The organism is Vibrio sp. 1751 (assembly GCF_033339895.1).
Classification (GTDB): domain Bacteria; phylum Pseudomonadota; class Gammaproteobacteria; order Enterobacterales; family Vibrionaceae; genus Vibrio; species Vibrio alginolyticus.
Genome location: NZ_JAWOVM010000020.1, coordinates 18,588 through 38,428, shown reverse-complemented (window position 1 = coordinate 38,428; position 19,841 = coordinate 18,588). Strand labels below are relative to the sequence as shown.

The 19,841-nt window shown below is 44.8% G+C and carries 19 protein-coding genes and 1 riboswitch; of the genes, 4 read left to right on the top strand and 15 right to left on the bottom strand.

Features of this window, described 5'->3' with window-relative positions; genetic code table 11:
- Positions 1 to 157: 157 nt before the first annotated feature.
- Complete coding sequence (locus R7041_RS09410; RefSeq protein WP_017633858.1) at positions 158 to 1,123, bottom strand: ABC transporter substrate-binding protein; 966 nt, start codon at positions 1,121 to 1,123, stop codon at positions 158 to 160.
- Between the two features lie 320 nt (positions 1,124 to 1,443).
- Positions 1,444 to 1,896, bottom strand: coding sequence for a terminus macrodomain insulation protein YfbV (gene yfbV / locus R7041_RS09405; protein ID WP_005380809.1), 453 nt, complete (start codon positions 1,894 to 1,896; stop codon positions 1,444 to 1,446).
- A 346-nt stretch (positions 1,897 to 2,242) separates the two neighbouring features.
- Here yfbV and R7041_RS09400 point away from each other — a divergent pair, with 346 nt between their 5' ends.
- From R7041_RS09400 to R7041_RS09390, 3 genes are all read left to right on the top strand, one after another.
- A complete protein-coding gene (locus R7041_RS09400) occupies positions 2,243 to 3,439 on the top strand; it encodes an acetate kinase (protein WP_005380807.1) in 1,197 nt (398 codons plus the stop codon).
- 136 nt (positions 3,440 to 3,575) lie between these two features.
- On the top strand, positions 3,576 to 5,720 hold the full coding sequence (pta, locus tag R7041_RS09395; RefSeq protein WP_005380805.1) for a phosphate acetyltransferase: 2,145 nt from the start codon (positions 3,576 to 3,578) through the stop codon (positions 5,718 to 5,720).
- 341 nt (positions 5,721 to 6,061) lie between these two features.
- On the top strand, positions 6,062 to 6,484 hold the full coding sequence (locus R7041_RS09390; protein WP_005380804.1) for a hypothetical protein: 423 nt from the start codon (positions 6,062 to 6,064) through the stop codon (positions 6,482 to 6,484).
- 114 nt (positions 6,485 to 6,598) lie between these two features.
- Here the strand turns inward: R7041_RS09390 and R7041_RS09385 are convergent, their stop codons facing one another.
- The 11 genes from R7041_RS09385 to moaA all read right to left on the bottom strand — a co-directional run bounded on the left by R7041_RS09385 (position 6,599) and on the right by moaA (position 16,700).
- A complete protein-coding gene (locus R7041_RS09385; protein ID WP_158156739.1) occupies positions 6,599 to 7,546 on the bottom strand; it encodes a glutathione S-transferase family protein in 948 nt (315 codons plus the stop codon).
- A 167-nt stretch (positions 7,547 to 7,713) separates the two neighbouring features.
- Positions 7,714 to 8,727, bottom strand: coding sequence for a murein tripeptide/oligopeptide ABC transporter ATP binding protein OppF (oppF, locus tag R7041_RS09380; protein WP_005387265.1), 1,014 nt, complete (start codon positions 8,725 to 8,727; stop codon positions 7,714 to 7,716).
- Positions 8,706 to 9,677, bottom strand: coding sequence for an ABC transporter ATP-binding protein (locus tag R7041_RS09375; RefSeq protein ID WP_005380792.1), 972 nt, complete (start codon positions 9,675 to 9,677; stop codon positions 8,706 to 8,708). Before R7041_RS09375 ends, oppF begins: the two co-directional genes overlap by 22 nt.
- A 27-nt stretch (positions 9,678 to 9,704) precedes the next feature.
- Complete coding sequence (gene oppC, locus R7041_RS09370; protein WP_017633861.1) at positions 9,705 to 10,607, bottom strand: oligopeptide ABC transporter permease OppC; 903 nt, start codon at positions 10,605 to 10,607, stop codon at positions 9,705 to 9,707.
- 15 nt (positions 10,608 to 10,622) lie between these two features.
- Complete coding sequence (gene oppB / locus R7041_RS09365; protein WP_005380786.1) at positions 10,623 to 11,543, bottom strand: oligopeptide ABC transporter permease OppB; 921 nt, start codon at positions 11,541 to 11,543, stop codon at positions 10,623 to 10,625.
- Between the two features lie 128 nt (positions 11,544 to 11,671).
- Positions 11,672 to 13,348 (bottom strand): ABC transporter substrate-binding protein, encoded by a 1,677-nt coding sequence (locus R7041_RS09360; protein WP_017633862.1) that lies wholly within the window; start codon positions 13,346 to 13,348, stop codon positions 11,672 to 11,674.
- 531 nt (positions 13,349 to 13,879) lie between these two features.
- Positions 13,880 to 14,335, bottom strand: coding sequence for a molybdopterin synthase catalytic subunit MoaE (moaE, locus tag R7041_RS09355; RefSeq protein WP_017821374.1), 456 nt, complete (start codon positions 14,333 to 14,335; stop codon positions 13,880 to 13,882).
- A 1-nt stretch (position 14,336) separates the two neighbouring features.
- Positions 14,337 to 14,594: a molybdopterin synthase sulfur carrier subunit gene (moaD, locus tag R7041_RS09350; protein WP_005380780.1), complete on the bottom strand. Its 258-nt coding sequence runs from the start codon at positions 14,592 to 14,594 to the stop codon at positions 14,337 to 14,339.
- Complete coding sequence (gene moaC / locus R7041_RS09345) at positions 14,591 to 15,070, bottom strand: cyclic pyranopterin monophosphate synthase MoaC (protein WP_005380779.1); 480 nt, start codon at positions 15,068 to 15,070, stop codon at positions 14,591 to 14,593. Before moaC ends, moaD begins: the two co-directional genes overlap by 4 nt.
- A gap of 26 nt (positions 15,071 to 15,096) precedes the next feature.
- Positions 15,097 to 15,609 (bottom strand): molybdenum cofactor biosynthesis protein B, encoded by a 513-nt coding sequence (gene moaB / locus R7041_RS09340; protein WP_005388935.1) that lies wholly within the window; start codon positions 15,607 to 15,609, stop codon positions 15,097 to 15,099.
- Positions 15,610 to 15,710: 101 nt separating this feature from the next.
- A complete protein-coding gene (gene moaA / locus R7041_RS09335) occupies positions 15,711 to 16,700 on the bottom strand; it encodes a GTP 3',8-cyclase MoaA (protein ID WP_005380776.1) in 990 nt (329 codons plus the stop codon).
- A riboswitch (molybdenum cofactor riboswitch) is annotated at positions 16,689 to 16,823 on the bottom strand. It overlaps the preceding gene by 12 nt.
- Positions 16,824 to 16,998: 175 nt before the next feature.
- On the opposite strand from moaA, the gene R7041_RS09330 reads away from it, so the two are divergent.
- Positions 16,999 to 17,895, top strand: a complete 897-nt coding sequence (locus tag R7041_RS09330; RefSeq protein ID WP_017821373.1) for a YvcK family protein — start codon at positions 16,999 to 17,001, stop codon at positions 17,893 to 17,895.
- A gap of 137 nt (positions 17,896 to 18,032) precedes the next feature.
- On the opposite strand, the gene luxU is transcribed toward R7041_RS09330, so the two are convergent.
- Positions 18,033 to 18,377 carry a quorum-sensing phosphorelay protein LuxU gene (gene luxU / locus R7041_RS09325; RefSeq protein ID WP_005380770.1) on the bottom strand — a complete coding sequence of 115 codons (345 nt, stop codon included), beginning with the start codon at positions 18,375 to 18,377 and terminating at the stop codon, positions 18,033 to 18,035.
- On the bottom strand, positions 18,374 to 19,780 hold the full coding sequence (gene luxO, locus R7041_RS09320; RefSeq protein WP_064368650.1) for a quorum-sensing sigma-54 dependent transcriptional regulator LuxO: 1,407 nt from the start codon (positions 19,778 to 19,780) through the stop codon (positions 18,374 to 18,376). The genes luxU and luxO overlap by 4 nt, the downstream gene beginning before the upstream one ends.
- Between the last annotated feature and the right edge of the window lie 61 nt (positions 19,781 to 19,841).

Genomic DNA, 19,841 nt, shown 5'->3' with positions numbered 1-19,841 from the left:
GCTCAGGCTGGCTAATACCAACCTGAACGTAAGACTTCTAACGTATACTCCCCTTCTTCTCTAGCAGAATGCTCTACACGAGAAGTCTGGCGAGTATCAATTTTGGGGCAAGCCTCTACCAACCAGCGTGACGGTCTTTACCCCAAAAGAACGTTACTTATTGCATGCTTGTCGCACGTTCAACCACAGAACTTGGCAGCTTGATACCGAGCTTAGATGCTGCGCTTTCATTAATTACAAGGTCAGAACCCGTCGCGACTTTTACATCCAGCTTGCCTGGTTCTTGACCATCAAGAATCGCCGCCACATAATCCGCGGTTTGTACACCAACCTGGTAGTAGTCAAAACCTAAGCCTGCAATTGCACCCTTTTCGACATACGACGTCGCGCCACCAAATACAGGTTTCTTCGCTTGATTCGCTGCCACAATCATCCCTTCAATCGCACTTGCAACTGTATTGTCTGTTGGGGCGTAAAGAATGTCTGATTTCGCTGCAATCGCTTGAGTCGCAGACTGAACATCAGCACTTTTTAGTGCGGTCGCTTCAACCACTTGTATGCCTTTTGCTTTTGCGCTTTCTTTTAGTAATTCAACTAAAGTCACGGCATTAGCTTCACCGGGATTAAATACAACCCCGATGCTTTTCACCTGAGGAAGAATTTCTTGGATGAGATCGACATGCTGAGCAACGGGTGAAAGATCAGACAGGCCAGTTACGTTTTTACCTGGTTGTTCCATCGACTTAACCAATTTCGCACCAACCGGATCTGTTACCGCAGTAAAGACAACAGGAATAGAGCGAGTAGCCGACACCAAAGCTTGTGCCGAAGGTGTCGCGATGCCAACTAACACATCAGGATTTTCCCCGACGTACTGACGGGCAATTTGCACCGCAATCGCTGGATTACCCTGTGCGGTCTTATAATCAAATTCTAGATTTTTGCCTTCTTCGTAGCCTTTCGCTTTCAAACCATCAAGTAACCCTTGGCGCGTCGCGTCTAACGCCGGGTGTTCGACAATCTGTGAAACTGCGACAGTTGCAGTGGCGGCCAGTACATTGGTAGAAGAGAAAATAGCAGTAGCTGATAGAACGGCAGTGGCTAATAAACGTTTCGTTTTCATCATAACTCCTTGATGTGACTTCGTCCTTGTTTCACGAGCTTTCAATATGTGTATCGACTCGTGAATTCAAATGTTTGAAGGCGGTATTGTTGTGTTCGTATAACTGTGCACTTCTTGCGCATCTTGTTTTTATTATTACTACTAAGTCTTAGTAAAGAAAAGAAAGATTTAACACTAAAGCAACATTTGTGATCGGGGGGACTTCTTCATCCGGAAAGAATCTTTGGTGAACAAAGCTTCGCTCGCTTCGTCAAAGTAGGTAATAGAGGCAGGATCAAAAATGGAGCGGCCAGTGCACACTCCATTTCAAACAATTTAAATTAGAACCAACGCTCTAATGACGATTTATCGAGCTGACGAAACGCTCGGTTCAGTATTATCGCAAGCTCTTTGTAACGAGGGCGAGCTTTGACAGGCTCTAATGCAAAACCTGTTTCCACAATTTTTTGATGCAACTCCCGATACCAAGAGGCCAAAGAAGGCGGCAATTTCGTGTTGGATCGAGCACCAAGCCACCAAATGCCTTGAAGTGGCAAGCTAATCGCAAACAAGGCGACAACAATGGATTGAGGTAACGCGTGGTAATTGTTGAATGCCATTTGAGTGAGTACGCTGATCGCAGCAACGGCCGGCATGACTTTAATGCCAAAGCGAGTCGCCTTAATGATACGCTGTTCCGGAAATATGGCGCTTAGCTCTTTACGAACCGGCCAGATCTCCATGTAATTCTGGCCATCTTTCAGGCTATGGATCAATCCGACTTTATTACTCATACCGCTCTCTCACTAAAAAATAGTTGAACATTTCAACTGAAGGTACAAAAAATTGATGAAAGTTAATATTCTTTCAAATTTTTTTTGTTATCATTGCTTATTATCGCTATCCTTTGCAGACCCTCAATCTCATTGTTGCTGTTATTTACAATTTAAGCAACTCCGAGATATCTATCTGCACGGATCGCATCATAGTGATGGAAGGGTTCATCACTATTTCTTTATATGGAATTAGAACAATTTTTGACCAGGATTAGTACGCAGCCTTCTGGGTATCGGCTATTCTTGTGATTAATTTTTCATTCTTTAACTGATTTTTTATCAGACGAATAACAGGTAGTCATACATGTCTAAGCTAGTTTTAGTTTTAAACTGCGGTAGTTCTTCTCTTAAATTTGCCGTTGTTGATGCCGAGAACGGCGACGAGCACTTGTCAGGTCTTGCTGAGTGTCTTCACCTTCCTGAAGCTCGCATCAAGTGGAAACTTGATGGCAAGCACGAAGCTCAACTAGGCAATGGTGCAGCTCACGAAGAAGCACTAGCGTTTATGGTAGAAACTATTCTTGCTTCTAAGCCAGAGCTTAAAGCTAACCTAGGCGCAATCGGTCACCGTATCGTTCACGGCGGCGAGCAGTTCACTCAATCTGCACTAATTACTGATGAAGTTCTAAAAGGTATTCAAGACGCTGCAACATTTGCACCTCTTCATAACCCTGCTCACATCATCGGTATCGAAGCGGCTAAGAAAAACTTCCCAGAGCTGAAAAACGTTGCTGTATTTGACACTGCGTTCCACCAAACTATGCCTGAAGAGTCTTACCTATACGCTCTTCCATACAACCTATACAAAGAACACGGTATCCGTCGTTACGGCATGCACGGTACTTCTCACTTGTTCATCACTCGTGAAGTTGCAGGCCTACTAAACAAACCAGTTGAAGAAGTAAACATCATCAACTGTCACCTAGGTAACGGCGCATCTGTATGTGCGATCAAGAACGGTCAATCTGTAGACACTTCTATGGGTCTTACTCCACTTGAAGGTCTGGTAATGGGTACTCGCTGTGGCGACATCGACCCTGCTATCGTCTTCCACCTACACGACGCTCTAGGTTACTCTGTTGATCAAATCAACACGATGCTAACTAAAGAGTCTGGTCTTCAAGGTCTAACTGAAGTGACTTCTGACTGTCGTTTCGTTGAAGACAACTACGGTCAAAAAGAAGAAGCAACACGCGCAATGGACGTGTTCTGCCACCGTCTAGCTAAATACGTTGCTGGCTACACTGCTTCAATGGAAGGCCGTCTAGACGCAATCACTTTCACTGGCGGTATCGGCGAGAACTCTGGCCCTATCCGTGAAATGGTTCTAAACCGTCTTGGCATCTTCGGTATCGAAGTAGATAGCGAAGCTAACCTTAAAGCTCGCTTCGGCGGCGAAGGCGTTATCACGACTGAAAACAGCCGTATCCCTGCAATGGTTATCTCTACTAACGAAGAGCTAGTCATCGCTGAAGACACTGCTCGCCTGACAGGTCTTTAATTGAATTCCTGGCTAGCCACTCGGCTAGCCAGATTTTCATTCAAACGAATTTCTTAGGGGCTCAACTCCTATTCTTCGAGCTTCATGGAATAAGAGTTGAGCTTTTATCCCCCAAATAGCTAAAGGTACTCTACGAATGTCTCGTACTATTATGCTTATCCCTACTAGCGCAGGCGTTGGCCTAACAAGCGTTAGCATGGGTGTTCTTCGCGCTATGGAGCGTAAAGGCGTTAAAGTTTCTTTCTACAAGCCAATCTGTCAGCCACGTTCAGGTGGTGATCAGCCAGATCTGACTTCAACTATCGTTGGTCGTAACAGCGATATGAAGATCGGTGAACCAATGGCGATGTCTGTTGCTGAAAGCCTAATCGGTAACGACAACATGGACGAGCTGCTAGAAACCGTTGTTGAACGTTACAACCAAATCAACAAAGACGCAGACGTTACGCTAATCGAAGGTCTTGTACCTACTCGTAAGCACCCATTTGCAAACCAAGTAAACGCGGAAATCGCGGCAACACTTGGTGCAGAAATCGTGCTAGTTGCGACTCCAGGTACTGATAACCCTGCGCAACTGAAAGAGCGTATCGAAGTAGCATGTTCTAACTTCGGCGGCACTAAAAACAAAAACATCTCTGGTGTTATCATCAACAAGCTAAACGCTCCTGTTGACGAAGCTGGCCGTACTCGCCCTGACCTATCTGAAATCTTTGACGATGCAGACAGCGCAAAACAAAACGAATTGAAAGTGATGGAAATTTTCAACACTTCTCCAATTCGTGTACTAGGTTGTGTGCCATGGAGTATTGATCTGATTGCGACTCGCGCAATCGACATGGCTAAGCACCTGAAAGCAGATATCATCAACGAAGGTGACATCAACACTCGTCGCATCAAGAGCATCACTTTCTGTGCGCGTTCTCTGCCAAACATGATTGAGCACTTCAAACCGGGCTCTCTACTTGTTACTTCTGCAGACCGTCCTGATGTTATCGTTGCTGCTTCTCTTGCTGCAATGAACGGTGTGGATATTGGTGCAGTACTACTAACTGGCGGTTACGATATCCCTAGCGAAATCGAAGGCCTATGTAAACCAGCATTCGACACTGGTCTACCTATCTTCAAAGCACAAGGTAACACTTGGCAAACGTCTCTAAACCTACAGAGCTTCAGCATCGAAGTACCTGCAGACGATAAAGAGCGTATCGAGTTCATCAACGAACACGTTGCTGGCCACATCGACGGTAACTGGATCGAGTCTATGACTGAAGGCACTCAGAAGTCTCGTCGTCTAAGCCCACCAGCGTTCCGTTACCAGCTAACTGAACTTGCTCGTAAAGCAGGTAAGCGTATCGTTCTTCCAGAAGGTGACGAACCACGCACAGTTAAAGCAGCGGCAATCTGTGCTGAACGCGGCATTGCAGACTGTGTACTTCTAGGTAACCCAGATGAAATCCGTCGCGTAGCGGCTCAACAAGGCGTTGAGCTAGGTACTGGTGTAACCATCATCGATGCAGATGCTGTTCGTGAAAACTACGTTGCTCGCCTAGTTGAGTTGCGCGGTGCGAAAGGTATGACTGAAGTTGTGGCTCGTGAGAAGCTACAAGATTCAGTATTCCTAGGCACAATGATGCTTGAGAACGACGAAGTTGACGGCCTAGTTTCTGGTGCTGTTCACACTACGGCGAACACTATCGTTCCTCCGTTCCAAATCATCAAGACGGCACCAAATGCGTCTATCGTATCTTCAGTATTCTTCATGCTTCTGCCTGATCAAGTACTGGTTTACGGTGACTGTGCAATCAACCCAGATCCAACTGCTGAACAGCTTGCTGAAATCGCTATCCAATCTGCTGACTCTGCAGCAGCATTCGGTATCGAACCACGCGTTGCAATGATCTCTTACTCTACTGGTGAATCTGGTAAGGGTGCAGACGTTGATAAAGTACGTGAAGCAACAAAACTGGCTCAAGAGAAACGTCCTGATCTTATCATTGACGGTCCTCTACAATACGACGCTGCTATTATGGAAAACGTTGCTGCTTCTAAAGCACCAAACTCTCCAGTTGCAGGTAAAGCGACAGTATTTGTATTCCCAGACCTAAACACGGGTAACACGACTTACAAAGCGGTACAACGTTCAGCTGACCTAGTATCTATCGGTCCAATGCTGCAAGGTATGCGTAAGCCTGTAAACGACTTGTCTCGTGGCGCGCTAGTAGACGACATCGTGTACACCATCGCTCTAACAGCTATCCAAGCAGACCAAGAAGCTAAATAATCGCTTCTGACATCTAGTTGGATATAGATACAAAGCCCTCGATTCGTCGAGGGCTTTTTCTATTGCTGGCCAGAACACTTATTTGTTTTTTATACCAATCACTGCACAACCTATAATTACTGGTGCACAAAGCTTTTCTCCCTATCGCCCCCATACCTAATCGACATTGCTCGTGCTTGTTCTTACACCGATTGACCCACTCCCAAAAATGCATTGGCTCCAAACCAGCACGGTCCCTGTTCAATTTATCGGCATTATTTACGTTTTAGCTAAACTTTTTTGCTAGGAAATACGTAAAAGCTACTGCAATACACAAACTCATTGACTGCTAAGGAATATATATGAAGGATTTCATCAATACATCACTGATAAAGTTTGGTTTAGCTGCGTTTCTGATTAGTTTTTCTTCATTCAGCTTTTCCGCCCCGAGTATTAAAGGCGTCGATCAAGATATGTCCGGAGGAACGGTGACCGCTGAAATGGCTCATGCTGATGACAATGGGTGGATGGTTGTCCACCGAACAGACGAATCAATGAAGCCTGGTCCTGTTATCGGCTACGCTCCGTTAAAAATGGGAAAGAATGAAAACGTAAATGCAATTTTGATGGAACCAGTAGAATCAGGCGATATGCTGATGTTAATGGTCCACGGAGAGAAAGGTGGCATGAAGACTGGTGTGTTTGAGTATACGCTCGGCGCTAAAGAGGACGGTCCTGTAAAAGTGGACGGAAAGCTAGTGATGGACATCGTACGCGCTAAGTAAGGTGGCGATGAATGAAAAAGTAAACTTCCTACTCCCGGTATTTAGATGACACAAAAGTACTTAACGGCATTGCTAACCGTTAAGTACTTTTTCATTTGCGATGGAAGCAGCAAACTAGCCAATCCTTTCTCTTCCATGAGGAGTATTTAGGTCTAAATCAGGCCCTTTTGGTACAACTTGCGTCGGATTAATCCCAGTGTGGCTGAAGTAGTAGTGGCGTTTAATGTGATAGAAATCCGTCGTGTCTTCGACGCCTTCAACTTGATACAACTCTTTTAAGTAGCCTTGTATATTTTCGTAGTCTGCGATGCGCTGCTTGTTACACTTGAAATGCCCCACATACACCGCATCAAAACGAATAAGAGTCGTAAACAAACGCCAATCAGCCTCAGTAATTGTGTTCCCTGCTAAGTAACGATGCGTCGCTAAGTGAGCATCGATTTTATCTAACGCATTAAACAAAGAATCAAACGCTTCTTCATACGCCTCTTGTGTAGTCGCGAAGCCACAACGATACACTCCGTTGTTGACATTCGGATAAACAAAATCGTTCCACTCATCAATAACGTGTTTTAGATGATCTGGATAGTAGTCGTCGTGATTCCCTGTTAACGCATTGAATTCCGAATTGAACATGCGAATGATCTCTGACGACTCGTTTGACACAATAGTATTGGTCTTTTTATCCCAAAGTACAGGCACGGTTACGCGGCCCGTGTAATCGGGTTTGGCCTGCGTGTAAATTTGATACATGCGCGTGTGACCAAACAATGGCTCAGGAAGCCCCATTTGCCAACCTTGGCTGAGCATATCAGGGCAAACGACCGTGACATCAATATGTGGTTCTAAACCTTTCAGCTTGCGGAAAATGAGGGTTCGATGTGCCCACGGACAAGCAAGAGAGACATACAAATGGTATCGACCGGACTCTGGTGTAAACTCCGCATCAGGGTCGCTTTTAACCCAGTTACGGAATCCGGCATCTTCGCGCACAAATTTGCCACCATTTGATTTTGTGTCATACCAGACATCTTGCCAAACACCTTCAACCAACTTACCCATGATTGCTCTCCTCTCGTTCTGTTTGTGTCTATATTAGCGTTTCCTATCAAACAGAGAATCATCGAACTTAGGACATCATGTTCAAGAAATTCGAATGTATAAATCAGACACATAAAAAAAGCGCGACCCGATGAAGGTGTCGCGCTTAAGCCCGTCACAGGCTGAATTTATACACTAACGTGTAAACAAGATACCGCGTGAACGTCATTACCTAAAATGGTTGGCTTCGTCTTCGCACACTCTTCGGTTGCTTGTGGGCAACGAGTGCGGAATACACAACCCGACGGTGGGTTGATAGGTGAAGGAAGATCACCCTCTAGCATTTGGATTTTCTTGTTGCGCTCAATATCCGGGTCCGGGATCGGAACCGCAGACATCAGCGCACGCGTATATGGGTGCTTAGGATCAGCAAACAGAGCCTCGGCCTCGCCAAGTTCCACGGCATTACCTAAATACATAACTAAAACGCGATCTGAAATGTGTTTAACGACAGACAAGTCATGCGCAATGAATACCAGAGAAAGCCCTAACTCTTTTTGAATCTCTTTAAGCAGGTTAACAACCTGAGCTTGAATAGATACATCAAGCGCCGATACTGGCTCGTCACAAATGATCATCTTAGGCTTAAGGATAAGCGCACGCGCTATCCCGATACGCTGACACTGACCACCCGAGAACTCGTGTGGGTAACGGTTAATCACGTTAGGTAATAGGCCAACTTTCGCCATCATCTCTTTAACGCGATCTTTCACTTCCTGCTTAGACAGTTCTGGATAGAATGTCTCAAGAGGTTCAGCAATGATATCACCAACAGTCATACGCGGATTCAGCGATGCCAATGGGTCTTGGAAAATCATCTGAATTTCTTTCCGCGTCTCACGGCGCTGAACGCTTTTCATTTTAGTAAGGTCTTGACCCAACCAAACTACTTGGCCGTCAGTAGCTTCAACCAGACCAATGATGGCACGAGCAAACGTCGATTTACCACAACCTGATTCACCTACTACACCAAGCGTTTCCCCTTCGTATAGTCGAACGTTCACGCCATCTACCGCTTTCAGGCTCGAAGGCTTTGACCACGGCCATGCCGACTTTGAGGCAATGCTGAAGTGAACTTTCAGCTCAGAAATGTCCAGAATTAGTTTTTTGTCTACTGCGTTCATTTGTTCCAAGCCTCCCATTCAGAAAAACATGCACGCTGACGACCATCACCAAATGGTGTCAGAATTGGCGCCTCGCGCTTACAACGATCCATCACACGGTGACAGCGCTCTTGATAAGGGCAGCCCGGCGGTAGACGAAGCAAGTTTGGTGGATTACCAGGAATGGTCGGCAGAATTTCACCCTCAGTATCGAGGCGAGGAATCGCCTTCAGCAGCCCCTCCGCATAAGGATGGCTTGGATTGTAGAAAATTTCGTTTACGTTGCCGTACTCCATAGTACGGCCTGCATACATCACCAGCACCTTGTCACACGAACCTGCAACCACACCAAGGTCGTGCGTGATCATGATGATCGCTGTGTTGAACTCAGATTTCAGCTCATTCAACAAGTCCATGATCTGTGCTTGTACCGTCACATCAAGTGCTGTTGTTGGCTCATCGGCAATAAGCAGTTTAGGACGACATAACAACGCCATCGCGATCATTACACGCTGACGCATACCGCCTGAAAACTCATGCGGGTACATCGTGATACGCTTACGCGCTTCAGGGATTTTTACCGCTTCCAGCATGCGTACTGATTCTTCAAATGCTTCCGCTTTGCCCATGCCTTTGTGCAGCATAAGCACTTCCATCAACTGATCACTCACTTTCATGTAAGGGTTCAGTGATGTCATTGGGTCTTGGAAGATCATTGCGATCTGTTCCGCACGCACTTTGTTCAGTTCTTTTTCTGGTAAGTTTAGGATTTCTTTGCCTTCAAACTTTGCGCTACCAGAAATAATACCATTCTTAGCCAAAAGGCCCATGATTGCGAATACGGTTTGAGATTTACCTGATCCCGACTCTCCAACGATACCTAAGGTTTCGCCTTGGTTGAGAGAGAAGTTCAAATCGTTTACTGCGGTTACGATACCATCTTGCGTGGTGAATTCGACGCGCAGATCTTTGACATCTAATAAGCTCATCATTGCTTCCTTAATCTTATCTTTTAATTATCTGTCTTTTGGATCCAGCGCATCGCGCAGGCCGTCACCAACGTAGTTGAAGCAGAATAGCGTCACAACCATGAACACTGCTGGGAATGCCAGCTGCCAGATTGCTACTTCCATTGTCTGTGCACCTTCTTGTAGAAGAGCGCCCCAACTTGTCATTGGTTCCTGAACACCAAGACCAAGGAATGATAGGAATGATTCCGTTAGAATCATACTTGGGATAAGCAGCGTAGAGTATACTGCTACAATACCCAGTACGTTCGGTACGATATGACGAGTAATGATTTTCCAGTTGCTTACACCACACACATGTGCCGCTTCGATAAACTCCTTGCTACGTAGACTAAGAGTCTGACCACGTACGATACGCGCCATATCTAGCCATGCGATAGCACCAATCGCAACAAAGATCAGCATGATGTTACGACCGAAGAATGTTACCAGTACAATCACCAGGAACATAAACGGTACCGCGTATAAAATTTCTAGAATACGCATCATTACGCGGTCAACTTTACCGCCGATGAAACCAGATGCTGCGCCGTAGAGCGTACCAATCAGTACCGCTACAAATGCACCCATAACACCTACCATCAACGAAATACGACCTCCAATTAGCGTACGCACGTATAAATCACGGCCTAAGCTGTCAGTACCAAACCAATGGTCAGCATTCGGTGCAACGTGCATCGCGTACCAGTCAGTATCATCAAATGTGTACGGTGCGATCATTGGCAGGATAATAACCGCCAACGTCATTAGAACAAGAAGGAATAAGCTCACCATCGCCGCTTTGTTGCGCATGAAACGGATACGAGCATCTTGCCAAAGACTGCGACCTTCAATCTCCAAGTTTTCGGAGAATTTCTCAATCGCTTCTAGGTTTTCTTTTTTCGTTAACATAACCAAACGTCCCTGTTAGTAGCGAATTTTCGGGTCAATCATTGCAAGTAAAATATCTACAATCGCGTTGAATAGAATGAATAGGAAACCAATCAGAATGGTTACCCCCATTACTAGCGAGTAGTCACGGTTAAACGCAGCGTTAACGAATAGTTTACCAATACCAGGCAGACCAAAAATGGTTTCGATAACAACGGAACCGGTGATGATACCTACGAAAGCTGGGCCCATGTAAGAAACAACAGGGAGAAGTGCCGGTTTAAGAGCGTGTTTGATAATGATGTAACGGTAACTTAGACCTTTAGCACGTGCCGTACGAATAAAGTTACTGTTTAGGGTTTCGATCATCGAACCACGCGTGATACGAGCAAAGGTAGCAACATACAGTAGCGACATACCAATAACAGGAAGCACTAAATACTGCCAGCTACCATCTTGCCAACCGCCCGCAGGGAAGATATTCCAATGAAGCGAGAATATGTAGATAAGCGCAGGCGCTAATACAAAGGATGGCATTACGACACCAAGCATCGCAGTCGACATAATGGTGTAATCAATCCAAGTATTTTGCTTGAGCGCAGCAATGGTACCGACGGTAACCCCCATTATCAAAGTAAAGATAAAGGCGATGAAGCCCACTTTAGCCGAAACAGGTAAGGCAACCGCGATCAGCTCGTTTACTGAGTAATCAAGGTATTTAAATGACGGTCCGAAATCACCTTGGATAACATTGGTCAAATACGTGGTGTATTGTTCAAATACAGGTTTATCCAAGCCATATTTAGCTTCGATATTTGCCATTACTTCGGGTGGCAATGGACGCTCTGTCGAGAACGGGTTTCCCGGTGCAAAGCGCATAAGAAAGAAAGATACGGTGATCAAAACCAACATTGTTGGGATCGCCTCAAATATCCTTTTTGCGATGAATTTAAGCATAAACTCACTCTTTCAGTCTGTGACAGTTAAATTAAAGAAGTCGTCCAATTCTTTTGGACTAAAGATAGGCGCTACATGCAATTTCTCACATGTAGGGCCTCATTTTTATAGTTCTATCGAGTTACGAATTACTCTGTGATGTAGAGATCTTTAGAGTAAATCTTGTCTTCCGCGTTATTTACTGGGAAGCCACCAACTTTCGGTGATAGTAGACGTGATTTCACGTACTGGTAGATAGGTGCGATTGGCATATCTTTTGCCATCAACTTCTCTGCTTCTAGGTAAAGTGCTTGGCGCTCTTCGTCAGAAGTTGAAGCAAATGCTTTGTTCATGATCGCATCGTACTCTTTGCTGTCGTAGTGAATACCACCAGTAGTGTTATTACTCATCATCAGCGTTAGGAAAGATGAAGCTTCGTTGTAGTCGCCACACCAACCTGCACGAGCAACCTCAAAGTTGCCAGAATCTTTGGTAGATAGGTAAGTTTTCCACTCTTGGTTTTCTAGCGTAACGTCTAGACCAAGTGTCTTCTTCCACATTGAACCCAGTGCAACCGCAAGTTTCTTGTGGTTCTCTGATGTATTGTATAGAAGGTTAAATTCAAGAGGGTTGTCTGCGCCGTAACCCGCTTCTTCCAATAGACGCGCAGCTTCTGCGTTACGCTCTTCTTGCGTCATTTTGCCGTATGCAGGAATTTCTGGGTTGAAACCTGCCGTAATTTCAGGTGTTAGGAAGTAAGCTGGCTTTTGACCTTGACCTAAAATCGCATCGGTCACAATGTTACGGTCAATCGCATAAGAAATCGCTTTACGCACACGAACATCATCAAACGGCTTTTTCTTCGTATTGAAGATGTAGTAGTAAGTACATAAGTTACCGGTTACAGACACTTCTTGTGGGTGCTCTTTCTTCAGACGCTTGAAGTGCTCTGTAGGCAGCTCGTTCGTGAAGTCGATTTCACCCGCTAGGAAGCGGTTCATTTCCGCTACTTGGTTCTCGATTGGTAGGAAAGTAACTTGGTCAAGCGTCGTGTTTTCGTTGTCCCAGTACTGTTCGTTACGTTTTAGAACCAAACGCTCGTTTACAACCCAGTTGTCAACAACATAAGCACCGTTACCTACAAAGTTCTCTGGCTTCGTCCATTGATCGCCGAACTTTTCAACAGTTGCTTGATGAACAGGTTTCACTGTCGTGTGGCCCATCATCATTACAAAATATGGTACTGCAGTATCTAACTCAACCACTAACGTGTGATCGTCAACCGCTTTAACACCTAACTCGCTCTTATCTTTTTTACCCGCAACAATGTCTTTTGCGTTCTTCATCTTGGTGTATTCCATGTACCAAGCATATGGAGAGGCGGTTGCTGGATCGACTGCGCGTTGGAAGCTGTAAACGAAATCACCTGCAGTGACAGGATCACCGTTTGACCATTTTGCGTCTTCACGTAAGTGGAAAGTGTATGTTTTGTTGTCTTCAGTTTCCCAAGATTCTGCAACACCAGGGATAGTGTTACCGTCCGCATCTTGGTTTACAAGGCCTTCAAGAAGATCGCGAATCACGTGGGATTCTGGAACACCTTGAGATTTATGAGGGTCTATTGTCGCAACTTCTGTACCGTTACCACGCACCAATTCTTGAACAGCAGCAAGTTTTGGCTCTTTAGAATCAGATTTAGCTTCAGGGGCTGGAGCCGGAGCAGGCTCAGCAGCTTGTTTCTCCGCAGGCTTTTCACCACAACCAGCTAGAGCGAGAGAAAGACCAGCACCAATAAATAAAGCGCGCGTGATTTTATTCTTATACATGCGTAAAACTCCAAATTTTTTCGTTAGCATCCATGACTTCTTTGTAAGGGCCTGGAACGGTCAGAGTTTTAGATTTTTTTAGTGCACTTTCTGAGCACAAAAGTCTAAAACCTTACAAAGACTGCGGCACACATTAGCAATCATTGAAGTAATTTGCCATAAAAATGTAGCAAAAAAACCAATAATGCTGACTAAACCACACATATCTAGCAGTAAACTCTAACCCCAAAGCATTCACCAGCCAAATAAAGACCAGAAGCGACATTTAACAGGCGAAACTTTCGATTAATCTGAGTTTAAACCATTTACTAGCATCTTATGCTAGATATTTACACATCATTTAACATTTATGACAAATCAAGTCTAACAAATAATTGTTTATATATTGAGCAAAAAACTTTTATTGTGAAGAATATCACCAGACAAAAGATAGGAAATATTGAAACAAAGTGAGCAATACAATGAAGATAAATACAAAAAAAGCTAAGTACCATTAGCACTTAGCTTTTTTCACTAGAATGCGGGTTAGTTCTATTTTTCCCAACGCTGTGCAGCTTGATGATCGGTGTCGCGCGACTCAACCCAACGATCTTCATTCGTCGTACGCTCTTTTTTCCAAAATGGAGCTTGGGTTTTCAGATAATCCATGATGAACTCGCACGCATCAAATGCCGCGCCGCGGTGCGCACTGGAAACGCCCACAAATACAATTTGATCACCGCTATCCATGTCTCCGACGCGATGAATCACGCGTACACCTAATAGTGGCCAGCGAGACTCAGCTTGATCGCAAATGTCGCTCAAGCTCTTCTCTGTCATCCCCGGATAGTGCTCTAGATGTAAACCAATCACATTATCCCCAAGGTTCATATCTCGAACTTTACCAACGAATGTAACGACAGCGCCGGCAGCCGTCCCTTCAGATAGACGTTGATATTCTTGCTCAACCGAAAAGTCTTCAATTTGTACAGAAACACGAGAATCCATCTTAACCCCCAGTTACCGGCGGGAAAAACGCAACTTCATCACCTGCTTTTACTTGTGTATCCAGAGGGACGATAGATTGGTTCACTGCAGCAAGTAGCTTTCCTGACTCGAGTGCTAAATCCCACTTGCCATCTTTCTCAGTGCCTTCTTCCACTAGATGTGCACGAATTGATTCAACCGTTTCAAACGGCCCGTCTAACTCAACACTGTCGATGCCAATCAGCTCGCGAGTTTGAGCAAAGAAAAGTACTTTAATCATGATTCCACCTTAAAGTGACCAGATTTACCACCCGTTTTCTCTAATAGACGAACTTGACCAATGACCATGTCTTTTTGTACTGCTTTACACATATCGTAAATCGTTAGAGCAGCAACGGAAGCTGCCGTGAGCGCTTCCATTTCCACACCAGTTTTACCCGCAAGTTTACATACTGATTCGATGCGAACTTTGTTCTCTGCTTCGATAGCTTCCAGTTGAACTTCAACTTTAGAGAGTAGTAGCGGATGACAAAGTGGAATCAAATCCCAGGTTTTCTTCGCAGCTTGAATACCAGCAATACGAGCCGTCGCAAATACATCACCTTTATGGTGCTGGCCAGAGACAATCAGTTGAAGTGTTTCTGGGGCCATGTGAACAAATGCTTCAGCACGAGCTTCACGAACCGTCTCCGTTTTTGCTGACACGTCAACCATGTTTGCTTCGCCAGAAGCATTGATATGTGTAAATTGGGTCATTGTTTTTCCTTCGCTTTTAGGAAAGGTTATACAGATAGGTGTGGCATGAAGTTACAAGGGCGATGACTTGCATCCAACTGCTGTTTAATAATTTTTGTCCAGCCTGTGCGGCACGCACCAGTTGAACCTGGCATTGCGAAGATCACGGTGTGGTTAGCAAAACCAGCAATCGCACGAGACTGAATCGTAGACGTACCGATCTCTTCGTACGACACCATACGGAACAACTCACCAAAACCTTCAACTTCTTTATCAAATAGAGGCTTAAGTGCTTCTGGCGTGCTATCACGTGAGGTGAAACCTGTACCGCCAGTAATCATGATCGCTTGTACGCTTTCATCAGCAATCCATTGAGAAACAATCGCGCGGATCTTGTACATGTCATCAATAACAATTTGCTTGTCTACTACGTTGTGACCCGCTTCTTGAGCATGCTCAGCTAGGTAACGACCAGAGGTATCGTTTTCTTCAGTACGAGTGTCAGATACCGTTAGAACGGCAATATTTGCAGGTTGGAATTTGCTTTCAGCGTGACCCATTTGTTCACCTATTCTCTTAATTAGCTTTGATACGCTTGGTATCGATTCGGAAAAAGTTAGAGCCAGCTTATCACTAAGCTCGCTCTAAAAGTTGAATGAAGTTAGCCGCCGATAGACGCGAGGTGTGGCGTCATACCAGTATTGCCATCATGCAAGAAATGGCTTACCGACTTGGTTTGTAACTGCGCCTGGATACGTTCAATAAGCTCACTCTCTTGCTCATCACGTTCCAAAAGATCACGCAATTCTACACCGTAGTCTCCAAACAGACATAGGTGCAGCTTACCCATCGCAGAAACGCGCAGTCGGTTGCAGCTTTCACAAAAGTCTTTTTCATAAGGCATGATAAGACCTATTTCACCCTTGTAATCAGGATGAACAAATACTTGCGCAGGACCATCATTATGCGAGCGTACTTTCAGCAACCAACCATTTGCAATTAGCTGGTTACGAATTGCCACTCCGGATACATGGTGCTTATTAAATAGCTCATCCATCTCACCCGTTTGCATCAACTCAATGAAACGCAGTTGGATTGGACGATCTTTTATCCAGTTAAGAAACGCTGGCAGCTCGTGATGGTTCAGATCTTTCATCAACACCACATTAACTTTTACTTGCTCATAACCGACCTCGAACGCACGTTCGATACCATTCATGACTTCAGTAAACTTATTTTCACCTGTGATTTGATGAAACATACGCGGGTCAAGGCTATCCACACTGACATTAATGTGGGTTAAACCCGCTTCACGCCAATCTGCGACTTGTTTTGCCATGCGATAGCCATTGGTTGTCGTTGCAACTTTTTGAATGCCAGGCGTCGCCGCTACTGAATGGATAATGTCGGTAAAATCTTTGCGTAAGCTAGGCTCACCACCAGTGATGCGCACTTTTGACGTGCCACAATCAGCGAATGCTTTTACGACCCGTTTGATTTCAGGGAGAGATAAAAAAGACGAGTTTTTATTGCCCGAAGGCTTATAGCCATCAGGAAGGCAATAGGTACATTTGAAATTACATACGTCGGTCACAGACAGACGCAAGTAATAAAACTTACGATGAAATTTGTCTTCGAATTGTTGCGCCACGGAACACCTTTCCAAACACGGGAGGCATGGCCATTTCCAATCATGCCCTTGTGACAGTATGCCACTGGCTCAAAACGCTTATCCAAGGACTTAGCAATAGTGAGCTCGGAGTTATGGCAACCAGAGATATGAAATCTCTGATAGCTTTGCGGTGTAAAATACTTAATATTTGTAATGGAATCCAGACTTGAGTGATAAAAAACTCTCTAGAGACACAATTTACCGCTAAGTGAGTACCTTTAAGACACTCCTTAAGATAAATTGTAGCCGTTTTTTATTAGATTATTAGAAGAACATAATGAATATCTACACAGATAAAAAAGTGGTCGCTGTTGGCGGTGGTCATGGCTTAGGTCGAATGCTGGCCGCATTACGAGATTTTGGCAGCAATGCAACTGGGATTGTTGCCACGACTGACAATGGTGGTTCAACAGGAAGAATTCGTCACTGCCAAGGAGGAATCGCTTGGGGAGACACACGTAACTGTATTAATCAGCTCATTACAGAGCCTTCGATCAGTTCTATGATGTTTGAATATCGCTTCAAAGGCACTGGCGAACTTGATGGTCATAATCTTGGTAATTTGATGCTTACTGCACTCGATAACTTATCGGTCAGACCTTTAGATGCCATTAATCTGATTCGCAATATGTTAAAAGTCGACGTTAACATCCTTCCTATGTCCGAACACCCTTCGGATCTTTCCGCGTTATCCGTAGATGGGAAGTGGGTTACGGGAGAAACAAATGTCGACGAAATGAAAGCAGACTTGCGACGTTTGGATCTTTCACCAGAAGTGCCTGCTACCAAAGAAGCCATCACAGCTTTGGCGGAAGCGGACGCGATTATTCTTGGCCCTGGCAGTTTTTTAACTAGTATCATGCCTCCTTTATTGCTGCCTGAACTCGGCAAAGCGATTGCAGCAAACACAAAAGCAAAAGTCATTTTTGTTGCTAACCTGAGTCCAGAATACGGCCCAGCAGGAAGAATGACGATGGCTCAAAAATTAGAATGGTGTGAACGTGCCTGCCAAGGAAGAAAAATAGACGTGGTTCTAACAGAGAAAACCGAGCAAGACGTCTTAAGTCAATGGAATGTAGTGACGGAGTCACTCGCCTCCTCTAACCGAGACTGGCGTCACGATAGAAACAAGCTCAAACTAGCGATTGAAAATCAGCTACAACTTTCTATCTAGGAGCACGTTACCTGACTAGCGCCCTCTTTTAAGTTGTTTATTGATAATGAAAACCCCTCTGTCATCGAAGGGTTTTAGTTCAGGCATCCAGTAAGAACAGATGTTTACTAAGAAAAATGGTTAATAGGAATAAATAGCTACTGTCGCCAAGAGCGATAAGCATCTCGAGTTTCGTGCAAAAGATCGAACATAACCTCTAACACCTCAGACTCCGCAGTTAACTCACCGGCTTTCGCTTTTTTGTCTATGGACATCGCCAGTTCACAAAGGCGATCTGCCCCAAAGCTCGCAGCACTACTTTTCAACGCGTGGCTGATTTCTTTTGAGTAAGCTAATCGCTCTGCCCCCTGTAGTTGGGATAAGTTCTCGATATAGGTATCCATTTCTCCTAGGAAGATATCGAACAGTACAGGTACGTTGTCACTGCCAATTTCCATCGACAGTTCATCTATTTTTTGCTGATTTAATACATTTACACTCATACTTTTTGCCGCTCTTCCTTGCCGTTCCATGCCTGTAACTTGCGGTAAATCGTCGACGGACTGACATCAAGGTATCCCGCCGCTCGAGGAATATTGCCATCACATGCTTCAATCGCTTGCTCGATTGCCATTTTTTCCGTCATCCATAATGGCATAATCTCAGATGCGGTCATCGCTTTCGGCTCAATTAATTTAGCCACAGACAACGGACGGTCAAGCGGTTGATTCAACGGTGGCGGTAACATGTCCAACGTAATCTCTTTACCGTTGTTTAGAACAACGATATTGCGTAGCACGTTTTGTAACTGACGAACGTTACCCGGCCACTCATAGCTGTTGAATCGCTCGATGACATCAGGCGCAAAACGTATGAAGCTTTTTCCTTCTTCGTGTGACATGTAACCTAACAGTGAGTATGCAATTTCAATAACATCTTCGCCTCGTTCGCGTAAAGGCGGTAAATGCAAAGGAATGACATACAAACGATAGTACAAATCTTCACGGAATCGACCTTCTTGTACCTCTTTCCAAGGATCACGGTTAGTGGCACAAACAAAGCGCACATCCACGCTCTTCATTTTTGAGGAACCCACTTTTTGGAATGTGCCCGTTTGAATAAATCGTAGCAACTTGGTTTGTAAATCCAAGTCCATCTCACAAAGCTCATCTAGAAAAAGTGTGCCGCCATCCGCTAACTCAGCTGCCCCTTGACGATCATTCGCAGCGCCAGTAAAGGCCCCTTTTACGTGACCAAACAGTTCACTCTCAATCAAATCTTTTGGAATTGCAGCACAGTTAATTGCAATAAAAGGTTTGTCACCACGTTTACTTGCTGCGTGGATTGCCTCGGCACATACCTCTTTACCAGTACCACTTTCACCAGTGATAAAAATACTCGCTTTACTGCTCGCCGCGGAATCTATCGTACGGTAAACCTGCTGCATGGTTTGGCTACTGCCGATAAACCCCTGATAGCTCTGATTGCCTGGATTATCGGCTTCATTTTTTAGCTTGGTCGCTTTACGAATTGCATTGTTAACCGTGACACGTAAACGGTCTGCTTCACACGGTTTAATTAGAAAGTCTTGTGAGCCATGACGCATGGCCTCGACAGCGGTATCGATAGAACCGTGAGCGGTCATAAAGATTATAGGTACGTCGGGATGACTCTTTTTAACGGCATGTAAAACGTCCATCCCCGTCATATCTGGCAGACGGAGATCGAGTAAAATAAGATCTGGAATTCGATGATTTAGGCTCTCAATGGCATCCCTACCTGTGCCGACAATATTGATATCTATGCCAAGCGGTGTCAGGTATGAGCGGTACAGAGCCGCAACAGATGCGGTGTCCTCGACCATTAAAAGGTAACGAGACTTTGGGCCTTCGGGTTTTTGTTGCATAACCTAGCTATTATTTTGTTGTGTTTTAAACAATAATCGCATTACGCTTTGCATTTTGCAA

What these genes read in the sequence shown, in the direction of transcription:
- R7041_RS09410 (WP_017633858.1), bottom strand. Translation starts at nt 1,123, where the DNA reads ATGAAAACGAAACGTTTATTAGCCACTGCCGTTCTATCAGCTACTGCT.
- yfbV (WP_005380809.1), bottom strand. Translation starts at nt 1,896, where the DNA reads ATGAGTAATAAAGTCGGATTGATCCATAGCCTGAAAGATGGCCAGAAT.
- R7041_RS09400 (WP_005380807.1), top strand. Translation starts at nt 2,243, where the DNA reads ATGTCTAAGCTAGTTTTAGTTTTAAACTGCGGTAGTTCTTCTCTTAAA.
- pta (WP_005380805.1), top strand. Translation starts at nt 3,576, where the DNA reads ATGTCTCGTACTATTATGCTTATCCCTACTAGCGCAGGCGTTGGCCTA.
- R7041_RS09390 (WP_005380804.1), top strand. Translation starts at nt 6,062, where the DNA reads ATGAAGGATTTCATCAATACATCACTGATAAAGTTTGGTTTAGCTGCG.
- R7041_RS09385 (WP_158156739.1), bottom strand. Translation starts at nt 7,546, where the DNA reads ATGGGTAAGTTGGTTGAAGGTGTTTGGCAAGATGTCTGGTATGACACA.
- oppF (WP_005387265.1), bottom strand. Translation starts at nt 8,727, where the DNA reads ATGGGAGGCTTGGAACAAATGAACGCAGTAGACAAAAAACTAATTCTG.
- R7041_RS09375 (WP_005380792.1), bottom strand. Translation starts at nt 9,677, where the DNA reads ATGAGCTTATTAGATGTCAAAGATCTGCGCGTCGAATTCACCACGCAA.
- oppC (WP_017633861.1), bottom strand. Translation starts at nt 10,607, where the DNA reads ATGTTAACGAAAAAAGAAAACCTAGAAGCGATTGAGAAATTCTCCGAA.
- oppB (WP_005380786.1), bottom strand. Translation starts at nt 11,543, where the DNA reads ATGCTTAAATTCATCGCAAAAAGGATATTTGAGGCGATCCCAACAATG.
- R7041_RS09360 (WP_017633862.1), bottom strand. Translation starts at nt 13,348, where the DNA reads ATGTATAAGAATAAAATCACGCGCGCTTTATTTATTGGTGCTGGTCTT.
- moaE (WP_017821374.1), bottom strand. Translation starts at nt 14,335, where the DNA reads ATGGATTCTCGTGTTTCTGTACAAATTGAAGACTTTTCGGTTGAGCAA.
- moaD (WP_005380780.1), bottom strand. Translation starts at nt 14,594, where the DNA reads ATGATTAAAGTACTTTTCTTTGCTCAAACTCGCGAGCTGATTGGCATC.
- moaC (WP_005380779.1), bottom strand. Translation starts at nt 15,070, where the DNA reads ATGACCCAATTTACACATATCAATGCTTCTGGCGAAGCAAACATGGTT.
- moaB (WP_005388935.1), bottom strand. Translation starts at nt 15,609, where the DNA reads ATGGGTCACGCTGAAAGCAAATTCCAACCTGCAAATATTGCCGTTCTA.
- R7041_RS09330 (WP_017821373.1), top strand. Translation starts at nt 16,999, where the DNA reads ATGAATATCTACACAGATAAAAAAGTGGTCGCTGTTGGCGGTGGTCAT.
- luxU (WP_005380770.1), bottom strand. Translation starts at nt 18,377, where the DNA reads ATGAGTGTAAATGTATTAAATCAGCAAAAAATAGATGAACTGTCGATG.
- luxO (WP_064368650.1), bottom strand. Translation starts at nt 19,780, where the DNA reads ATGCAACAAAAACCCGAAGGCCCAAAGTCTCGTTACCTTTTAATGGTC.